Origin of the sequence: Mesorhizobium sp. ISC25, assembly GCF_042295465.1 — a bacterium.
Taxonomy (GTDB): Bacteria; Pseudomonadota; Alphaproteobacteria; order Rhizobiales; family Rhizobiaceae; genus Mesorhizobium.
Genome location: NZ_CP135441.1, coordinates 4,479,409 through 4,497,845, shown reverse-complemented (window position 1 = coordinate 4,497,845; position 18,437 = coordinate 4,479,409). Strand labels below are relative to the sequence as shown.

At 64.0% G+C, this 18,437-nt stretch carries 14 protein-coding genes, 1 tRNA gene and 1 pseudogene; 11 read left to right on the top strand and 5 right to left on the bottom strand.

The features are described from left to right. Positions 1 to 39: 39 nt before the first annotated feature. Genes RQ479_RS22235 through RQ479_RS22225 form a run of 3 tightly spaced genes read left to right on the top strand, consistent with a single transcriptional unit; the run spans position 40 to position 5,838 of the window. Complete coding sequence (locus RQ479_RS22235; RefSeq protein ID WP_376702646.1) at positions 40 to 1,122, top strand: ImuA family protein; 1,083 nt, start codon at positions 40 to 42, stop codon at positions 1,120 to 1,122. After that, entirely contained in the window at positions 1,055 to 2,533 is a 1,479-nt protein-coding gene (locus RQ479_RS22230; protein WP_376702645.1) for a DUF6504 family protein, read from the top strand. Before RQ479_RS22235 ends, RQ479_RS22230 begins: the two co-directional genes overlap by 68 nt. Further along, positions 2,530 to 5,838 (top strand): error-prone DNA polymerase, encoded by a 3,309-nt coding sequence (locus tag RQ479_RS22225; protein ID WP_376702644.1) that lies wholly within the window; start codon positions 2,530 to 2,532, stop codon positions 5,836 to 5,838. The genes RQ479_RS22230 and RQ479_RS22225 overlap by 4 nt, the downstream gene beginning before the upstream one ends. Positions 5,839 to 5,927: 89 nt before the next feature. Here the strand turns inward: RQ479_RS22225 and RQ479_RS22220 are convergent, their stop codons facing one another. The 4 genes from RQ479_RS22220 to RQ479_RS22205 all read right to left on the bottom strand — a co-directional run bounded on the left by RQ479_RS22220 (position 5,928) and on the right by RQ479_RS22205 (position 8,660). Beyond that, positions 5,928 to 6,167 (bottom strand): Trm112 family protein, encoded by a 240-nt coding sequence (locus RQ479_RS22220; protein WP_292665009.1) that lies wholly within the window; start codon positions 6,165 to 6,167, stop codon positions 5,928 to 5,930. Positions 6,168 to 6,249: 82 nt separating this feature from the next. Continuing rightward, positions 6,250 to 6,921, bottom strand: a complete 672-nt coding sequence (locus tag RQ479_RS22215) for an LON peptidase substrate-binding domain-containing protein (protein ID WP_376702643.1) — start codon at positions 6,919 to 6,921, stop codon at positions 6,250 to 6,252. Positions 6,922 to 7,084: 163 nt separating this feature from the next. After that, positions 7,085 to 8,077 carry a thioredoxin gene (gene trxA, locus RQ479_RS22210; protein WP_376702642.1) on the bottom strand — a complete coding sequence of 331 codons (993 nt, stop codon included), beginning with the start codon at positions 8,075 to 8,077 and terminating at the stop codon, positions 7,085 to 7,087. An 85-nt stretch (positions 8,078 to 8,162) separates the two neighbouring features. Continuing rightward, a complete protein-coding gene (locus RQ479_RS22205; RefSeq protein WP_376702641.1) occupies positions 8,163 to 8,660 on the bottom strand; it encodes a prolyl-tRNA synthetase associated domain-containing protein in 498 nt (165 codons plus the stop codon). Positions 8,661 to 8,892: 232 nt separating this feature from the next. Between RQ479_RS22205 and RQ479_RS22200 the strand changes: the two genes are divergently transcribed. The 3 genes and pseudogenes from RQ479_RS22200 to RQ479_RS22190 all read left to right on the top strand — a co-directional run. Then, positions 8,893 to 8,967 (top strand) — tRNA-Gly (locus tag RQ479_RS22200). 277 nt (positions 8,968 to 9,244) lie between these two features. Next, positions 9,245 to 9,583, top strand: a complete 339-nt coding sequence (locus RQ479_RS22195) for a hypothetical protein (RefSeq protein ID WP_376702640.1) — start codon at positions 9,245 to 9,247, stop codon at positions 9,581 to 9,583. Between the two features lie 147 nt (positions 9,584 to 9,730). Further along, positions 9,731 to 10,900: pseudogene (locus RQ479_RS22190) on the top strand (M24 family metallopeptidase); the annotation flags it as partial. A gap of 122 nt (positions 10,901 to 11,022) precedes the next feature. On the opposite strand, the gene RQ479_RS22185 reads toward RQ479_RS22190, so the two are convergent. After that, on the bottom strand, positions 11,023 to 11,895 hold the full coding sequence (locus RQ479_RS22185; protein WP_352466536.1) for a helix-turn-helix domain-containing protein: 873 nt from the start codon (positions 11,893 to 11,895) through the stop codon (positions 11,023 to 11,025). Between the two features lie 106 nt (positions 11,896 to 12,001). Here RQ479_RS22185 and RQ479_RS22180 point away from each other — a divergent pair, with 106 nt between their 5' ends. The 5 genes from RQ479_RS22180 (at position 12,002) to RQ479_RS22160 (ending at position 18,400) form a co-directional block, all read left to right on the top strand. Continuing rightward, positions 12,002 to 13,273 carry an extracellular solute-binding protein gene (locus tag RQ479_RS22180; RefSeq protein WP_352466537.1) on the top strand — a complete coding sequence of 424 codons (1,272 nt, stop codon included), beginning with the start codon at positions 12,002 to 12,004 and terminating at the stop codon, positions 13,271 to 13,273. 207 nt (positions 13,274 to 13,480) lie between these two features. Beyond that, positions 13,481 to 14,341: a carbohydrate ABC transporter permease gene (locus RQ479_RS22175; protein WP_023720572.1), complete on the top strand. Its 861-nt coding sequence runs from the start codon at positions 13,481 to 13,483 to the stop codon at positions 14,339 to 14,341. Continuing rightward, positions 14,338 to 15,204, top strand: a complete 867-nt coding sequence (locus tag RQ479_RS22170) for a carbohydrate ABC transporter permease (RefSeq protein WP_376702639.1) — start codon at positions 14,338 to 14,340, stop codon at positions 15,202 to 15,204. The genes RQ479_RS22175 and RQ479_RS22170 overlap by 4 nt, the downstream gene beginning before the upstream one ends. Positions 15,205 to 15,212: 8 nt before the next feature. Continuing rightward, positions 15,213 to 16,310 carry an ABC transporter ATP-binding protein gene (locus RQ479_RS22165; protein WP_376702638.1) on the top strand — a complete coding sequence of 366 codons (1,098 nt, stop codon included), beginning with the start codon at positions 15,213 to 15,215 and terminating at the stop codon, positions 16,308 to 16,310. A 56-nt stretch (positions 16,311 to 16,366) separates the two neighbouring features. After that, a complete protein-coding gene (locus tag RQ479_RS22160) occupies positions 16,367 to 18,400 on the top strand; it encodes an aldo/keto reductase (RefSeq protein WP_376702637.1) in 2,034 nt (677 codons plus the stop codon). The last annotated feature ends 37 nt before the right edge of the window (positions 18,401 to 18,437 follow it).

Genomic DNA, 18,437 nt, shown 5'->3' with positions numbered 1-18,437 from the left:
GAACATAACAGGAACAATTGTGAGTGGAAGCTGACCGTCATGGCGACAAGCGCCGTGGCGCGGGACACTGTTTTTGCCCTGCGCCGCCAGATCGCGAAGATCGAAGGGACCTTGCCCGAGCGCCTGGAGGCGCCGGCCGGTTCGTCGTTTGACGCGGATGTCCCTCGTCAGAGTCTGACACCCTCTCGGCATCCGACACCCGCTCGGAATCTGACCATTGTCCGGCGCGGTCTTGCCGTGGCGCCGCCCGATGCATTTTTGCGCACCGGCGCCGAGCGCCTCGATGCTGCGCTGAGCGGCGGCCTGCCGAAGGCGGCGCTGAGCGAGTTTCATGGCGCCGCGACCCGCGATGCCGGGGCCGTCGCCGGTTTTGCCTTGTCGCTCGTCAGCCTGATCCTCAGCCAGGGGCCGCGACTGCCGGTGCTGTGGATCGGCACATCCGAGGTTTTCCGCGAGGCCGGCTTTCCCTATGCCCGGGGGCTTCACGCCTTTTTCGGCATCGAGCCGGAGCAATTGCTGTTTTCCGAGGCGCCAAGGCTGCTCGATGCGCTGTGGGTCGCCGAGGAGGCTGCCAGGATGACGGCGCTGGCCGCTGTCATCCTCGAAATCCGCGGCAGCCCGCAGCGGCTTGACCTCACCGCGACGCGGCGGCTGCACGCCCGGGCGCAGAGTGCGGGCCGGCCGCTGTTCCTGCTGCGCCAGGCCGGCGAGCCCGAGCCGACGGCAGCGCCCGTCCGCCTCATCCTGTCGGCGGCACCGGCGGCAACGCGTAAAACGCTTGCCGGGCCGCTCGCCGGCTCGATCGGCCGGCCCGCCTTCACCGTCGCCATCGGCAAGAGCCGCACGGCCTTGCCCGGAAAATTCACACTGGAGTGGAACCCCGATGAACGCATATTCGAAGAAAGACGGGGCGAGCAAGGAAGGTCTCAGGAATGGGCCCCAGAACGGCCAAAGAATCCTATCCCTGTGGTTTCCGCATCTCGCCGCCGAGAGGATCCTGCGGCAGCGTCTGGGGCGGTCCTGGCGTTCCCGGCCGTCGGATCACCTGCCGCTGGTGATCAGCCATCGCCAAGGGAACACCCAGCGCATCGCCGCCCTCGACGAGCGGGGCGAGGCGCTTAATCTGAAGCGCGGCATGGGCATAGCCGACGCACGCGCCATGCATCCGTCGATCGACATCGTGGAGGCCGATCCGGAGGCCGACCGGCGCCTGCTCGAAGGCCTCGCCGACTGGTGCGACCGCTATACCCCGCTTGTGGCGCTCGACGGGACCGACGGCCTCTATCTCGACGTCACCGGCTGCACTCATCTTTTCGGCGGCGAACGCTCGATGCTGGACGATATCCTGTCGCGTTTTTTTCATCAGGGCTTCGATGTCCGCGCCGGGCTTGCCGCCACGCCTGGTGCTGCCTGGGCGGCGGCGCGGTTTGCCGGCGACCGCATCGTTCCCGATGGCGAGGAGGAAGCACTTCTCGCGCCCTTGCCGCTGGCGGCGCTGCGCATCGGCCCGGAGGTCCGCGCCAGCCTCGAAAGCGTCGGCCTGCGCACGGCGGGCGCCGTCATGGCGGCACCGCGCGCGCCGCTGGCCCGCCGCTTCGGCGCATCGCTGCTCTTGCGCCTCGACCAGGCGCTTGGCCGCCTCGAGGAGGCCGTGTCGCCGCGCCTGCCGGTGGCGCCGCTTTCGGTCGAGCGTCACCTTGCCGAACCGATCATGCTGACCGAGGACATCGAGCGGCTGACAGGCATGCTGGCGACCACCTTGAAGAGCGACCTCGAGCGTCGCGGCGAGGGCGCAAGGCGGCTGGCGCTGCTGCTTTTCCGCGTCGATGGCGGCGTCAGCCGCATCGCCGTCGGCACCTCGCGGCCTCTGCGCGAGCCGCGGCTGATCCAGAAATTGTTCCACGAAAGGCTTGCCGCGCTCGAACAGGATATCGACGCCGGCTATGGCTTCGATCTCGTGCGCCTTTCGGTGCTGACCGCCGCCGCCTTCGACATGCAGCAGGCAGACCTTGCCGGCGAGACGAGCGACGACGGTGCCGATATCGCGCTTTTTGCCGACCGCATTCGCGCCCGGCTCGGCGAAGGCGCGGTCTTGAAGCCGGTCGCCGTCGAGAGCCATTTGCCGGAGCGCGCCGTCGCCACCCTTCCCTTCACGGAGGCGCCGCAGAGAAGCTCGCCGCCGAAGCAGCCCGACAAGGCGAAGGACGCTCCCACGACCGTCTTCCAGCCGGAACGGCCGATCCGGCTTTTCCGTTCGCCCGAGCCGATCGAGGTGCCGGCCACCGAAATGCCGGAAGGCCCGCCTTTGAACTTCCGCTGGCGGCGCGCGCTCTACCGGGTCGCGCGCGCCGAAGGGCCGGAGCGCATCGCGCCGGAATGGTGGCGAGAGGCGGCGGGACGAGAAGATGCCCCGACCCGGGATTATTTCCGCATCGAGGATGCCGACGGCCGCCGTTACTGGCTCTATCGCCAGGGCCTTTACGGCGCCTCGCAGCCCTCGCCGCGCTGGTTCATGCATGGGATCTTCGCATGAATGCGCTGACGGCCATCCCCTATGCCGAATTCGGCATCCAGTCGAACTTCTCGTTCCTGCGCGGCGCCTCGAAACCGGAGGAGCTGGTGGTCGCGGCAAAATTCATGGGATTTTCGGCGATCGGGCTCGCCGACCGCAACACGGTGGCGGGCGTCGTGCGCGCCTGGCAGCAGGCCAAGGTGGAGGGTGTTTCCTATCATCCCGGCTGCCGCCTGGTTTTTTGCGACGGCACGCCGGACATTCTCGCCTACCCGCGGGACCGCAAGGGCTGGGGGCATCTCTGCCGCATGCTGACGCAGGCCAATTTGCGTGACGAGAACGAAAAGGGGGCAACGCTTCTCAAACAGAGCGATCTTCTCGAATGGGGCGATCTCCTGTCGCTGGCCATCCTGCCGGATCTGTCGGCGGGGGCGAGCGATAGCCTCGCTTTGATTAGCCGGCTCAGGGATCGCTTCGGCGAAAACCTGAGGCTTGCGGTTTCGCCGGATTATTGCGGCAATGACCGCTTCCGTATCGAGCAGGCCGCGGCGATGGCGGAGCTGGCCGGCATCCCGCTGATGGCGACCAACGATGTTCTCTACCATACGTCGGAACGGCGCCCGCTGCAGGACGTGCTGACGGCGATCCGCCTCAATGTGCCCGTCGCCGAGGTGGGGCTGGAACTGGCGGCCAATGCCGAGCGCCACTTAAAGCTGCCGCTGGAGATGGCACGGCTTTTCCGCAGGCATCCGCAAGCGCTGGCGGAAACGCTGCGTTTTGCCGGCGAGCTGACCTTCTCGCTCAGTGACCTGCAATACAACTATCCCGATGAGCCGACGGAATCGGGCCTCGGGCCGCAGGCCGAACTGGAAAGGCTGGCCAAGGAGGGGGCCGCCATCCGCTACCCCTCGGGCGTACCTGCTTTTGTGACGCAGCGCATCGAGGAGGAGCTCGCTCTGATCGAGCGCCTGAACTACGCGCGCTATTTCCTGACCGTCCACGACATCGTCAAATTCGCCCGCAGCCAGAACATTCTCTGCCAGGGGCGCGGCTCCGCCGCCAACTCGATCGTCTGCTTCTGCATCGGCATCACCGAAGTTGGCCCGGACAAGATCGACACGCTTTTCGAGCGCTTCATTTCCGAGGAAAGAAACGAGCCGCCCGACATCGACGTCGATTTCGAGCATGAAAAGCGCGAGGAGGTCATCCAGTACATCTATTCCAAATACAGCACCAAGCGCACTGCGCTGGCCGCCGCCGTCGTCAGCTACCGAGGCCGCTCGGCGATGCGCGAAGTGGCCAAGGCGATGGGCCTGTCGGACGACGTCCGGAGCGCACTGTCCAGCTCGATCTGGGGCTGGTCAACCTCGGAGCTCGGCGAAAAGGAGACAAAGGCCGGCGGCCTCGATCAGACCGATCCATCGACAAGGCATGTGATCGAATGCGCCAACGAGATCATGGGCTTTCCCCGTCATTTGTCGCAACATGTCGGCGGTTTCGTCATCACCAGGGACCGACTCGACGAGATCGTGCCCATCGTCAAGACGGCGATGGACGAGCGCAAGATGGTCGAGTGGGACAAGGATGATCTAGACGCGGTGAAAATCCTTAAAGTGGACGTGCTGGCGCTCGGCATGCTGACCTGCCTGCAGCGCGCCTTCACCCTGCTCCAGGATCACTATCCGAACGCGCGGGATGAGTACGGCCAGCCCTATGTGTTGGCCACTCTCCCGGCCGAGGACAAACATGTCTACGACATGATCTGCCGCGCCGACACGATCGGCGTCTTCCAGATCGAATCCCGCGCGCAGATGTCGATGCTGCCGCGGCTGCGGCCGAAAAACTTCTACGACCTCGTCATCGAGGTGGCGATCGTGCGGCCCGGCCCGATCCAGGGCGACATGGTCCACCCCTATCTGCGCCGCCGGCAAGGCAAGGAAAAACCCGAATATCCCAAGCCGGAACTGGAAAAAATACTCGGCAGGACGCTGGGCGTGCCGCTGTTCCAGGAGCAGGCGATGAAGATCGCCATCGTCGCCGGCGGCTTCAGGCCGGGCGAGGCCGATGAACTGCGCCGCGCCATGGCGACATTCAAGCGCACTGGCACCATCGGCAATTATCGCAAGAGAATGGTCGACGGCATGGTCGCCAAGGGCTACGAAAAAGACTTCGCCGAACGCTGCTTCAAGCAGATCGAGGGTTTTGGCGAGTATGGCTTTCCCGAAAGCCACGCCGCCTCCTTCGCCCTGCTGGTCTATGCCTCCTGCTGGTTCAAGACCTTCTATCCCGACGTGTTCTGCGCCGCGATCCTGAATTCCCAGCCGATGGGATTTTACCAGCCGGCCCAGCTTGTCCGCGACGCGCATGACCACGGCGTCGAGATCCGCGAGGTCGACGTCAATTTTTCCGGCTGGGATTGCGCCTTGGAGCAATCGCCTTTCGATCCGGATCGTATCCTTGATCGCCATGCCCAGATGCGCGGCGTCATCCGGACCAGCCATGCCGTCCGGCTTGGCTTTCGCCAGGTCAAGGGCCTGTCGAAGGAGCGCATGGAAGCGTTTGTATCAAGGCGCGGCGCCGGCTACGCATCCGTGCGCGACGTCTGGCTGCGCTCGGGCCTCAACGTCGACGAGATCGAAAAACTGGCGCAGGCCGACGCTTTCCGCTCGCTTGGATTGAACCGCCGTGACGCTCTATGGGCGGTCCGCGCGCTCGACGGCAAGAGTGCCGCCGAAAAGCTGCCGCTGTTCGACCAGCCGGCGATCCGCTTGCGCGATCTGGAGCCCGAAACCAGGCTCCCGACAATGCCGCTCGGCGAGCACGTCGTCCACGACTACCGCTCGCTTGGCCTGTCGCTGAAGGCGCACCCGGTCGCTTTCCTGCGTCAAAGACTGGATCGGTCCGGCGTCACGCCCAATGCGCGCCTCGGCCAGGTGCGGGACGGCCGGCGCGTTTCGGTCGCCGGCCTCGTGCTGGTGCGGCAGCGGCCAGGCAATGGCAAGGCGATTTTCCTGACGCTGGAAGACGAGAATGCGGTCGCCAACATCATTTTCTGGGAAAGGACTTTCGACCGCTTCCGCCCCATCGTCATGGGCGCGCGTCTCATCCGCGTCACCGGCAAGCTGCAATCGGAATCGGACGTCATCCATATCGTCGCCGAGAAGGTCGAGGATCTGACGCCGTGGCTGTCGGTGCTGCTGGAAGAGGCAAGACCTGCGGATGAGCCTTCGAGCAGTGCAGACGAGGTTCGGCCGGGCAGCATCGCGCAAACGGAACTATTGGGAAAGGCAGAGAAGGTCATGCCCAAGGGGCGCAATTTTCAATAGGCCTCATCCTTCGTCAGAGCGCTGCTGCGGTGCCGAACTTTGATGCCGGCGGGACAGAGGGAGGCGCGAAAGATCACCACAGATCGGCCTTATCCTGAGCCACCCAGGCGCGGCGGCGGTGGCATGGCATCATCTATGGCGATGACGCGCGCCTCCGATGGCAGCATGATCGGAATGCCGTCCCGCACCGGATAGGCAAGCTTTGCCACCCGCGAGATAAGCTCGCCGCGCTCCGGATCCCAGGCAAGCGGCCCCTTGGTCAGCGGGCAGGCCAGCAGTTCCAGCAGCTTGGGATCGACAGTCCTGTTCCCGTCTCGTCCGTCCGCCATTCGATCCATCCTTCCACAAGGCAATCGGTTAAGGTTTCGAGCGCGGCCGTCCTTCTCCCCTTGTGGGAGAAGGAGGGCCAACCTACTGCAAACTCGAACCGAAATCCTCATTCTCGCGCGCCAGCGCCATTTCGGTGATGGCGATCAGCGTTTCGGCGCGTGTCTTCAGATCGGCCGCTTCGAGCAGCGCCTGTTTCTCGGCCGGTCCGTAAGGCGCCATCATCGACAGCGCGTTGACCAGCATGGCGTTTTCGGCGCGGCTGACGCTTTCCCAGTCGGCCTCCAGATCGTTGGCCTGCAGATAGGCGCGAAACGCTTTGAGCAGCGCCGGCCGGTCGATCTCGGCTTCTGCCTGGTCGTCGTCGAGATCGGTGAGAAAGGGTGCCAACCGGCACTGGCGGAACGGCGTCTTGACCGTGAGTTCCTGGACAATGCGGAACCGGCACACGCCCTGCAGCGAAATCAGGTAACGGCCGTCGCCGCTCTCGGACAGCGCAATGATGCGCCCGGCACAGCCGACATTGCAGAGCTCCGGCTCGCCGTCGGGACGTAGCGCGCCGTCGAGGCTGGGCTGGATCATGCCGATCAGCCGCGGCCCGGCTATCGCCTCGTCGACCATCTGCAGATAGCGCGGCTCGAAGATGTTGAGCGGCATGCGGCCTCCAGGCAGCAGCAATGCGCCCTCAAGCGGAAAGATCGGCATGGTCGACGGCAAGTCCGCAGCGAGCCGGTAATGCGCGTTTCCCGCCTGCACCTCAATCCTCCGATCGCTTTGTCAGGAAGCGCACAAAATCCGTCTCCTCCCGGCCGGCACAAGGCGCAACACCGGAAACCTGAAATCGAACGCCGTCCGAAAACCTAATCTGGCGCAGCCGCCGCCCACCGCAAGCCCGCGCGACAAAACAGTCTGCGCCGGCTCAGGAAAACAGCAGCGACGACAGTTTGCGCCGTGCCGACAGCGTTGCTTCGTCGGTCATGCCCCATGCCTCGAAGAGCTGCAGCAACTGGGTTCTGGCGCCGTCGTCGTTCCACGAGCGGTCGGCCTTGATGATCGCCAGCAGATTGTCGGCCGCCGCCATGCGATCACCCTTGGCGTTCTGGATCATGGCAAGCTCGAACCGTGCCTGGTGATCCCTGGGATTTTCGGCCAGTCGCCGTTCCAGTTCCGCCGGATTGCCGAGTACCGCGGCTTGCGCTGCGAGCGCCATCTTGGCCCGCAGCGCGGCGAGCTGGGGCGCATCCTTCTTCGCTTCCGGCGCCCGCGCCAGCACCGCCTCGGCACCTTCGGCATCGCCGGCCTCGAACAGCAGATCGCCCAAGCCGGCGATCGCCTCGATCGTCTCCGGCGCCTGTTCCAGGATGGCATCGTAAATGTCGGCCGCGGTCTGCACATCCCCGGCGTCGCGCGCTTCGGCGGCCGCGGCCAGCGCCTCGGCCACTTGCGGCGCGCCACCGTTCTTGCCGCCGACCTTCTGGATAAATTGCGTGATCTGGCTCTCGGGAATGGCGCCCATGAAGCCGTCGACCGGTTGGCCGTCCTTGAAGGCAATGACCGCCGGTATCGACTGGATGCCAAGCTGGCCGGCGATCGATGGATGGTCGTCGATATTCATCTTGACCAGCTTGACCTTGCCGCCGGCGGCTTTCACCGCCTTCTCCAGCAGCGGCGTCAATTGCTTGCAGGGGCCGCACCATGGCGCCCAGAAATCGACCAGCACCGGTTGGCGGCGCGATTCCTGGATTACGTCGGCGGCAAATCCAGCGGTCGTTGTGTCCTTGATGACGTCGGCCGGCGCCTCCGCAAGCGCGACCTTCTCACGCGCGGCATCGGTGCCGCCATATTGCACAGTGGTGGCATACTGGCCGCCATTGCTGCCAAATGGGCCGCCAAAGGGCTTGCTATCGCTCATCTCGTCGCCTTTCGGTCGCGCCGCCGGCCAAGGGACGGGCGCAACATCCTTTTTTAGAACCCGGTTTCAGTCACCCATGTGGCGATCATGCCGAGACTTTCAAGATAACAGCATCATGTCCGGTTGCCTCGACGAATTTGACCAGGTCCGCCGCAGCGATGGAAGTCGTCGCTTCGTTGGTCAGCGGGTGGGCATTGACCACCGCATGGCTCATCAGCTCCTCGTCCAAAACGACCTTGACCCTTCGCTCGGTGTCGTTGATCAGCCCGAACACCGTGACCGCGCCCGGGACGACGCCGAGAAGCTCCATCAGCATCTCCGGCCGGCCGAAAGACACGCGCCCCGCAGCACCGATCAGATGATGGATTTGCTTGAGATCGACCACCGCCTCCTCGTCGACGCTGACCAGGAAGAAATTGTCCTTCTTGTCCTTGAGGAACAGGTTCTTGGTGTGGCCGCCGGCAATCCCGCCGCGCAGCGCCTGCGAATCGGCGACCGTGAACAGCGGCGGATGCCGCCTCGTCGATACCTCGATCCCGAGTCCGGCAAGAAAGGCGAAAAGTTCGGCTTCGGTCTTCGGCATCGGTCTTTCTTCTGATGGCCCGCTTTTCAACGGCTTGTTCGGCTAACGCCGTTTACGGCCAATAATGCGGCCAAGACAAGCCCGTCGCGCAATGCGGGGGTGATTGCCGTGCGACGTCTCGCGGGACGGCTCGTCCGCATTGCCGGCGGAGCAAAAAGCCTGCGAATTCCCTGTTGCAATCGCCGCGCTCTTCAGCCATATAGGCGCGGCTTGCGGCCCGAAAGCCGCGCGAGCGGGTGTAGCTCAGGGGTAGAGCACAACCTTGCCAAGGTTGGGGTCGAGCGTTCGAATCGCTTCACCCGCTCCAATTTCTCTCAAGGGAAATCAAGCATCGAAAAGCCGCGGTTCGCCGCGGCTTTTTCGCATTTGGACTGCACAACACACACTGGCCGGCAGGCGCTGCGGTCGCGAAGTACACTACCGATAGAATTCAGGACTTTTGCGTGTCGATTTCGGACCAAGGTCCGTCTTGTGGAATCCTGTATTTGAACAAAGCTAGGTAAACGGCGGACTTTCACATTGGAAGTCCTGACGTTTCTCATCTGGAACCCATCCTGGCGGGAGGGCGACTCGAAGGAGGAACTATGAAAACGCGCACCTGTCTATTCGCGACTGTAGCCGCTCTCACCCTTGTCGCGTCTCCGGTCCTCGCTGCTCCCGGCGGCAATGGCAATGGCAATGGCAATGGCGGCAGCAACGGTAACGGCGGAAACTCGGCCGGGGCCGGCTCGCAGGGACACGGAGCCGCCACCTCGGCCGCGGCCAAGGACAAGTCGACGCACGGAGTTGCTCACGCAATGGCGGTCGTTGCGACAACACCGGCCTCACCGCGGGCTACGCTGGGCTTGCAGGCAGCGCTGGATAGGAAGGCCGCGAAAGACGCGGCAGACACAGCCGACGACACCTCTGAGGAAACCGAGTAAGCATTCGAAATAGACAACTTGTCGCGTTGAAAAGCCGCGGTTCGCCGCGGCTTTTTCGTTTCCCGTCCTGGCGTCGAACTCTCCAGGTGAACAGCGCTTCCAGAAAACAGCTGCTCCACCGCGGCACTGAAGCTACGCTGAGGCCAAATGCCGCCGCGTCGGCATCGAATTCGATCGCACTGGAGGGAACCCATGACCGGCTTTGTCGACCGCGAGCGCGCAACTGACCTGATGCAGCGCGCCGGCATCGAGGCGCTGGTGCTTTGCGAGCCCGAGGCCTTCCAATATGCCACCGGTGCCTGGATCGGCCCGGCCGGCCTGTTCCGGCGGGCCGGCGCCGGTTTCGTGGTCATCCCGAGGCGAGGCGACCTGCCGGTCGGCATCGTGGTGGCGGATTTCCAGGCTGCCCAGCTCCGGGTGGCGGCGCCGGACGCCGTGGTGCGCACGCATCCGATCTGGATCGAATCGGCGTCGCTTGAGCCGGCGACGGCCGACCGGCCCGTTGCACAGCGCATCGAGGCGGGCCTGGTTGGCCGCGCGCCCGGTTTTTCACGTCCGGCGACCTTCGAGCTTGCCCGCTCCGTCCGCGAGCTGAAAACGATCCTCGCAGAATTCCGGCTGGAGCGTGCAACGCTCGGCATCGAGCTGGATTTTGTCCCGGCCAGTGATTTTTCCGCGATGCAGGCGATGTTGGCGGGCACTGCCCTGGTCAATGGCTCGCCGATTATCGACAGGCTGCGGGCAGTCAAATCGCAGAGCGAGATCGACCTCCTGCAGCAAGGCATCGTCCTGTCGGAAGCCGGCCTGTCGCGGCTGCAGCAGCATGCGGCGACCGGCATGCGTCAGTCGGAGCTGATCGCGCTCTACCGGCAAGGCGTCGCCGATGCAGCCGCCGGGTCATCGCAGCAAATCTCGACGGCGGAATACGTCACGCTGGGCGCTCGCCCCAAAGGCGCCGATGCGGTCGCCGCCGCCGGCGATCCGCTCAAGACCGACATGGTGTGCAGCGTGAACGGCTATGCCTCGGACATGTCGCGGAATTTCACCTTCGGGCCACCGTCGCCCGAACAGGCCGAATTGCATGCGATAGCCGAACGCGCCTTCGCCGACGGGCTTGCCGCGCTTATGCCCGGAAAGCCGTTCGCCGGCGTGCATCGCGCCGCCAGCGAAAGCCTGGCGCGCCAGGGCCTGCGTTCCTATCGCCGCGGCCATTTCGGCCACAGCGTCGGCCATTCCGTGTTTTCCGAGCAATGGCCGTTCATTTCGGCCGACAGCGATGTCGTGATCGAAGCCGGCATGGTGCTGGCATTCGAGATCCCGCTCTACATCGACGGTCTCGCCAGCTTCAATCTCGAGGACCAGTTCCTGATCACCGCCAACGGGCCGCTGCCAATGAACCGCCTGCCGAGAAGCCTGTTACTTTCGGCTGAATCCAGCCGTCACCTGGCGCCCGCCACGCCCCTGCGGAAATCCGACGGCGACATGCCGGCAAGCTTGCGGAACGACTTGTTGAAGGCGCTGAGCGAACCGAAGCCCGATTCCATGGCGACGCGCAGCACATTGGCATCCTGATGCATCAGCAGCGCCTGCGCGTAGCTGAGGCGCAGCAAATTCACATATTCGTTGAGCGTCATGCCGGTCGATTTCTTGAAGATGCTCATGGCGTATTTGGGATGGATATCGGCCGCCGCGGCGATATCGACGCAATCGATCTCGTAGAGGAAATTCTCGGCGATGAAGTCGCACATGCGCCCGACATTGCGCAACGATTGCTGATCGAAGGGACTGCCTATCGCCTGTTCGACCGGGGTTTCGGGCACGAGCCGGTAAGGCTCGAAGCGCACCCGCTCCAGCCGCAGCAAAAGCTCGTTGACGGCATGCTCGGCCTTGACCGGGTCGCCGGAGCGGGCATAGCGGTTCCAGCGTTCGAAATTGTGGTCGTCCGACCGGTCGGTGGCGTCGGTCACCAGCGTCGCCCCCGTCATCAGCCTGTTGCGGACATCGACGGGCAAATGCAGCCGGAAGAAATGCACCAGCGGCAGATGCGCGCCGGCATAGATGGCATCGTCGGAGGCTTCGTCCATCTGGTGCGGCAGGCCGCCCCAGAACAGGCACATGTCGCCCGCAGAGAGGGAAAGCCCGTGTCCGTCCATGCGGTAGTGCACGGCGCCGCGCACGATGAAATTCACCTCAACCTGGGCGTGCCAATGTGGCTTGAGCATCACCAGGGGCTGGGTGTGGAACATCTGCAGCAGCAGCGGCAGGCCCTCCACGCTGCTGGCGCCGGGCTGGTAAAACGGCCTTTCCGGCATCTTACTTTCCGCTCATTTCTTATTCCCTTTGTCGCGGACAAGGCGTTCCCGAGGCCTAGTCTAGCCACGCTCGCAAACAGAGAGCAACTGAAATGGGAGGATTTCGATGCGCATAAAATTGACCTGCGCCGCGCTCGCGCTTGCCTTGGGCTCCAGCCCGGCCTTTGCGCAGTCCGGTGAAATCACGATCTGGAGCTGGAATATCGCCGCTTCGTCGCTGAAGGCCACCATAGCGGGCTTCAACAAGCAGTTTCCCGACATCAAGGTCACGGTCGAGGACCTCGGCAACCAGCCGACCTACGACAAGTCGATCGCCGGCTGTGCGGCCGGCGGCGAGGGGCTGCCGGACATCGTGACGATCGAGAACGGCGAAGCGGAAAACTACTGGAGCCAGTTCCCGGATTGCTTCGTCGACCTGCACACGCTCGGCTACACCGCGGAAGACCAGGCAAAATTCCCCGACTTCAAGCGCACCGAGCTCGAGGTTGACGACAAGGCCTATGCGATGCCGTGGGATTCCGGTCCAGTGGCGATGTTCTACCGCCGCGACTTCTACGAGAAGGCCGGCGTCGATCCGTCCTCGATCAAGACCTGGGACGATTTCATCGCCGCCGCCAAGAAGATCCAGGCCGCCAATCCCGGCGTCACGATGACCAACGCCGATTTCAACGGCGATTCCGAATTCTTCCGCATGATCTCCAACGAGCAGGGCTGCGCCTACTTCTCCGCCGACGGGCAATCGATCACCGTCAACCAGCCCAAATGCGTCGATGCCATGACCAAGATCAAGGAGATGAAGGACGCCGGCATCATTTCCTCTGCCGACTGGAGCACCAAGATCACCAACAACACCGCCGGCAAGGTCGCCACGCAGATGTATGGCGGCTGGTATGAAGGCACCGTGCGCACCGAATCGCCCGATGGGGCAGGCAAATGGGGCGTCTATTTGATGCCGAGCCTGACCGCCGACGGTCCGCGCGCCGCCAATCTCGGCGGCTCCTCGCTCGCCATCACCTCGGTGTCGAAGAACAAGGAAGCCGCCTACGCCTATCTGAAATACACGCTTGCGACGAATGAAGGCCAGATCACCATGCTGAAAGGCTTCGGCCTGGTGCCGTCGCTGATTTCGGCGCTCAACGACCCTTATGTCTCCGAAGGCCTGCCCTATTGGGGCGGCCAAGCCGTGTGGAAGGACATCCTCGGCACCTTGCCGAAGGTCGTACCCAGCCGCGGCACGCCGTTCCAGAGCGACGCCGAAATCATCATCCGCGCGGTGCAGACCAAATATCTGGCCGGCGGCTATCCCGACGCCAAGGCAGCGCTCGACGATGCCGCAAGCCAGATCGCCGCGGCGACCGGCCTGCCGGTCAAGTCGTGATCTGAAGGAGGCGGCTCCGAGCGCACGGCTCCCCTTCTCCCCTTGTGGGAGAAGGGGTCGCCGAAGGCGACGGATGAGGGGTGCTCCAGCTTGGCGCCGGCGGCACTCCGGCCATCACCCCTCAACCGTCTCGGCGCTACGCGCCGACCCACCTTCTCCCACAAGGGGAGAAGGCAAGAGACTTGAAAAGCAGAAAGGAGGAAAACGATGCGCTACCAGAACGCCACGGCGTATCGCTTTCTCGCGCCTTATCTGCTGATCTTCTCGATCTTCTGGCTGTGGCCGATCATCGATTCCTTCCTGATCTCGTTCCAGGCGACGCGCACCGTGCCGTGGCGGTTTGCGCCGACCTTCAACTGGGGCCGGCTGATCGGCGATCCGGCCTTCTTCAATGCCTTGAAGAACACATTGCTTATCCTTGTCATCCAGGTGCCGGTGATGATTTCGCTGGCGATTGTGATGGCGGTGCTTTTGAACTCGCCGCTGCTCAAGGCGCGTGGCCTTTTCCGCTTTGCCTTCTTCGCGCCGGTCGTGGTCGGCGAAGTCGCCTATTCGGCGGTTTTCCGGCTGATGTTCAATCTCGACTACGGCATCATCAACAAATTGCTGAACAGCATCGGCCTGCCCAGTGTCGACTGGTTTACCAACGTCACCCCGGCGATGGCGGTGATCATGATGGCGGTGACGTGGCGCTGGGCCGGCTACAACGCCATCATCCTGCTCGCCGGCCTGCAGTCGATTCCCGAGGATGTTTACGAGGCGGCGACCCTGGACCGGGTCAGCAAGGTCAAACAGTTCTTCTACATCACGCTGCCGCTGCTCAAGCCGATCATCGTGTTCTGCGCCGTGCTGTCGATCATCGGCACCATGCAGCTGTTCACCGAGCCCTTCCTGATCACCGAGCGCGGCGGGCCGGGCGGCGGCACCGAAACGCTCGGGCTGCTGCTTTACCGCCAGGGCTTCCGGTCGCTCAATTTCGGCTACGCTTCGGCCATCGCCTACACCATGGCCGGGCTGGCGATCGCCATTTCGCTGGTACAGATATGGCTGACGAGGGAACCGAAATGACCTCGCGTTCCCCAATAGGCCATTCCCGGATCAGCCGTTCCCAGGCCAGATTGGGTCGCAGCATCGCGCTGCATCTGTTCCTGACGCCGCTGGCGCTGGTCTGGCTGTTTCCGCTGTGGATGATGGTGGTCTTTTCGACGATGCCCGACAACGGCATCTTCAGCCCCGACATCGAGCTTTTGCCGCACGGCAATTTCCTCGACAATGTCAGCAATCTGCAGCGCGGCACCAATTTCATCGGCGCCATCGGCATCTCCGTCTCGGTGGCGGTGACCTATACCTTCCTGTCGGTGATGCTGACCTCGATGGCCGGCTGGGCGCTGGCGCGTTACAACTTCTTCGGCAAAGGCGTGGTCGTCGCCATCATCTTCGGCACCATCACGCTGCCCTATGCGGTCGTGCTGATCCCGCAATTCATCATGGTGGCGCGCGACTTCAAGCTCGCCAACACCTGGGTAGCGCTGATCGTGCCGCCGCTGTTCAATTCGCTGGGCGTGCTCTTCATGCGGCAGAGTTTTTCGATGATGCCGCACGAGCTGTTCGACGCCGCCAAGGTCGAGGGCGTCAAGGAATGGCGGATATTCCTGTTCGTCGCCCTGCCTCTGGCGCGGCCGATGCTGGCGGCGCTCGCCATCATCCTCTTCCTTGCCTCCTGGAACAATTATCTCTGGCCGCTGCTGATCAATTCCAAGCCGGGCGCAATGACCGCGCCCGTGGCGCTCGGCACGCTGATCGGTCTCACAAAAGTGTCCTGGGGCGGCATCATGGCGGGCGCGGTGATGCTGACAGCGCCAATGCTCGTCGTGTTCGTGCTTCTGCAGCGCCATTTCGTCGCCGGCATCGCCGCCGGCGCTATCAAGTAAGGATCAGCATGGCGGCAGTCACACTCAAGAACGTCATCAAGCGCTTCGGCGTCTTCGAGATCGTCCATGGCGCCAACATCGACATCGACGACGGCGAATTCGTCGTCTTCGTCGGCCCTTCCGGCTGCGGCAAGTCCACGCTGCTCCGGATGATCGCCGGGCTCGAGGACATCAGCGACGGCGAGATCGCCATTGGCGGCAAGGTGGTGAACGACGTCGAGGCGGCCGATCGCGGCATCGCCATGGTGTTCCAGTCCTACGCGCTCTATCCGCACATGACGGTCGAGCAGAATCTGAGCTTCGGCCTGAGAATGACCGGCAACCCCAAGGCAGATACCGAGCGGCGGGTGAAGCGGGCTTCCGAGATCCTGCGCATCGCCGAGCTGATGAAGCGGCGGCCGCGGCAATTGTCGGGCGGCCAGCGCCAGCGCGTCGCCATCGGCCGCGCCATCGTGCGTGAGCCGCAAGTGTTCCTGTTCGACGAACCGCTCAGCAATCTCGACGCCGAGCTCAGGGTGCAGATGCGCGTCGAGATATCGCGCCTCCATAAGGAGCTCGGCGTTACCATGGTCTATGTGACGCACGACCAGACCGAGGCGATGACGCTGGCCGACAGGATCGTCGTGCTCAACGCCGGCAATATCGAACAGATCGGCGCGCCGCTCGATCTCTACGACGACCCGGCCAACCGCTTCGTTGCCGGCTTCGTCGGCTCGCCGAAGATGAACTTTCTGGCGGCGAAAATGGTCGGGACGGACAACGGCGCTGCGGTCGTCGAACTGGTCAACCATCGCGACGCGCGACTGCGCAAGCCGCTTTCGGATGCCTTGCCTGCGATAGGCGGCGATGTCGTGCTTGGCGTGCGGCCGGAGCATTTCTTCGACGCCGGCCAGGGCGATTGCGACCTTACCCTCAAGGCCGACGTCGCCGAGCACTTGGGATCGGTGAGCTATGTCTATGCCAATTCCGGGACCGGGGGCGGGCGCGAGGAACTGATCATCGAGCGCGAGGCATCGCGGCATCGCGCGAACGGCGACGACCTGGTGGTGTCGATCAAGGCCGACCGCTCGCTTCTCTTCGACGCCACTGGCGCACGCATTCGCTAGCCCATCTTTCTTTTGTCCGATCGCGATTGCTCGCGGCCACCCCACGGAGATTTGACATGACTTCCAAACCAGAAAAAGTTCGCTGGGGCATTCTCGGGCCCGGCAACATCGCCAAGGCTTTTGCCGGCGGCCTCGCCCATTCGCGCACCGGCACATTGGTCGCCATCGGCGCGCGCAATCCCGGCAAGGCCGGGCTCACCGAGGCTTTCCCCGGCGCCCGCATCCTCGACGGCTACGAGGCATTGCTTGGCGATCCGGATGTCGACGCGATCTATATTTCGACGCCGCATCCGAGCCATGCCGAATGGGCGATCAAGGCGGCCGAGGCCGGAAAGCATGTGCTTTGCGAAAAGCCGCTTGGCCTGACCGCCTTCGAGGCCGACGCGATGATCCATGCCGCGCGCAAGGCCGGCACCTTTCTCGGCGAAGCCTTCATGTACCGGCTGCATCCGCAGACGGCCAAGCTGGTCGAGCTGATCAGGGCCGGCGCGATCGGCGAGATCAAGATGATCAAATCCAGTTTCGGCTTCGCCATGCCGGGCTTCATGCCGGAGCACCGTCTCTACGCCAAGGATCTCGCCGGCGGCGGCATTCTCGATGTCGGCGGCTATCCCGTGTCGATGGCGCGGCTGATTGCCGGCGCCGCGGCGGGAATGCCCTTCGCCGAGCCGGACAAAGTGGTCGGCGCTGCGCATTTCGGCCAATCCGGCGTCGACGAATGGGCGTCGGCGCTGTTGCATTTTCCGGGCGGCATCGTCGCGGAAGTGTCCTGCAGCATCTCGCTCGCGCAGGACAATGTCTTGCGTATTCTCGGCAGCAAGGGCCGCATCGAGGTCGCGGATTTCTGGTTTGCCGGCGGCCAGCAAGGCGGCACCGGCGAAATCCGCATCATCCGTCCGGGTGACACCGAGGTGGTCGAGGTCAAGGAGGACGGCTGGCTTTACGCGTTCGAGGTCGACGCCGCCGGCGAGGCCATTCTCGGCGGGAAGCAGGAGTTCGCCTGGCCCGGCATGGGCTGGGCCGACAGTCTCGGCAATCTGCGTGTGCTCGATAAATGGCGAGCCGCAATCGGGCTCGAATACGACATCGAGAAACCGGCAAAGCGCGTCAACACCATCTCCGGACGGAAGTTGCGCTCCGGCGGGACCGCCATCCCCAAGCGCAGCATTCCGGGCCTGCCGCGGCCCGCCTCGTGCCTGGCGCTCGGCTTCGAGGATTTCCGCACCTTTTCGTCGGGCGCCATCCTGCTCGATGCCTATTTCGAGGCCGGCGGCAATCTGTTCGACACCGCCTTCGTCTACGGTTCCGGCTATACCGAGACGCTGCTCGGCCAATGGCTGAAGAACCGTGGCGTGCGCGAGCAGTCGGTGGTCATCGGCAAGGGTGCGCACTCGCCGCTCTGCTATCCCGACGTCATCGGCAAGCAGCTCACCCAGTCGCTCGAGCGGCTGCAGACCGACCATATCGACGTCTATTTCATGCATCGCGACAATCCTGACGTGCCGGTCGACGAATTCGTCGATGCGATGGACCGCGAGGTCAAGGCCGGCCGCATTCGCGGTCCGTTCGGCGGCTCGAACTGGACAATGGAACGCATGGACGAGGCGATTGCCTATGCCGAGCGCAGCGGCAAGCAGAAGCCCGGCGCGCTTTCCAACAATTTCTCATTGGCCGAGATGCTGGAGCCGATCTGGGCAGGCTGCGTCACCTCCTCCAGCGATGAATGGAAGGCCTGGCTTAGCGCTCGGCAGATGCCGAATTTCGCCTGGTCGAGCCAGGGCCGCGGCTTCTTCACCGATCGCGCCGGCCGCGACCGGCGCGACAATGAGGAGTTGGTCCGCGTCTGGTACTCGGACAAGAATTTCGGCCGCCGCGACCGCGCCATCGAGCTCGCCAAACGGTTGGGCAAGAGCCCGATCCACGTCGCGCTCGCCTACGTCCTGGCGCAGCCCTTCCCGTCCGTCCCGCTGATCGGGCCGCGCTCGCTCGATGAACTTGAAGACAGCCTCCAGGCGCTCGACATCTCACTTTCGCCGGCCGATCTTGCATGGCTGGATAGCGGTTCGGATCAGGCCCGCGCGCGGGCCTGACCGCAGCGGCAGTCGCTTCAGCCTTACGCTGCGCCCT

What these genes read in the sequence shown, in the direction of transcription:
- trxA (WP_376702642.1), bottom strand. Translation starts at nt 8,077, where the DNA reads ATGAGCGATAGCAAGCCCTTTGGCGGCCCATTTGGCAGCAATGGCGGC.
- RQ479_RS22180 (WP_352466537.1), top strand. Translation starts at nt 12,002, where the DNA reads ATGCGCATAAAATTGACCTGCGCCGCGCTCGCGCTTGCCTTGGGCTCC.
- RQ479_RS22170 (WP_376702639.1), top strand. Translation starts at nt 14,338, where the DNA reads ATGACCTCGCGTTCCCCAATAGGCCATTCCCGGATCAGCCGTTCCCAG.
- RQ479_RS22205 (WP_376702641.1), bottom strand. Translation starts at nt 8,660, where the DNA reads ATGCCGAAGACCGAAGCCGAACTTTTCGCCTTTCTTGCCGGACTCGGG.
- RQ479_RS22235 (WP_376702646.1), top strand. Translation starts at nt 40, where the DNA reads ATGGCGACAAGCGCCGTGGCGCGGGACACTGTTTTTGCCCTGCGCCGC.
- RQ479_RS22160 (WP_376702637.1), top strand. Translation starts at nt 16,367, where the DNA reads ATGACTTCCAAACCAGAAAAAGTTCGCTGGGGCATTCTCGGGCCCGGC.
- RQ479_RS22225 (WP_376702644.1), top strand. Translation starts at nt 2,530, where the DNA reads ATGAATGCGCTGACGGCCATCCCCTATGCCGAATTCGGCATCCAGTCG.
- RQ479_RS22195 (WP_376702640.1), top strand. Translation starts at nt 9,245, where the DNA reads ATGAAAACGCGCACCTGTCTATTCGCGACTGTAGCCGCTCTCACCCTT.
- RQ479_RS22165 (WP_376702638.1), top strand. Translation starts at nt 15,213, where the DNA reads ATGGCGGCAGTCACACTCAAGAACGTCATCAAGCGCTTCGGCGTCTTC.
- RQ479_RS22220 (WP_292665009.1), bottom strand. Translation starts at nt 6,167, where the DNA reads ATGGCGGACGGACGAGACGGGAACAGGACTGTCGATCCCAAGCTGCTG.
- RQ479_RS22175 (WP_023720572.1), top strand. Translation starts at nt 13,481, where the DNA reads ATGCGCTACCAGAACGCCACGGCGTATCGCTTTCTCGCGCCTTATCTG.
- RQ479_RS22185 (WP_352466536.1), bottom strand. Translation starts at nt 11,895, where the DNA reads ATGCCGGAAAGGCCGTTTTACCAGCCCGGCGCCAGCAGCGTGGAGGGC.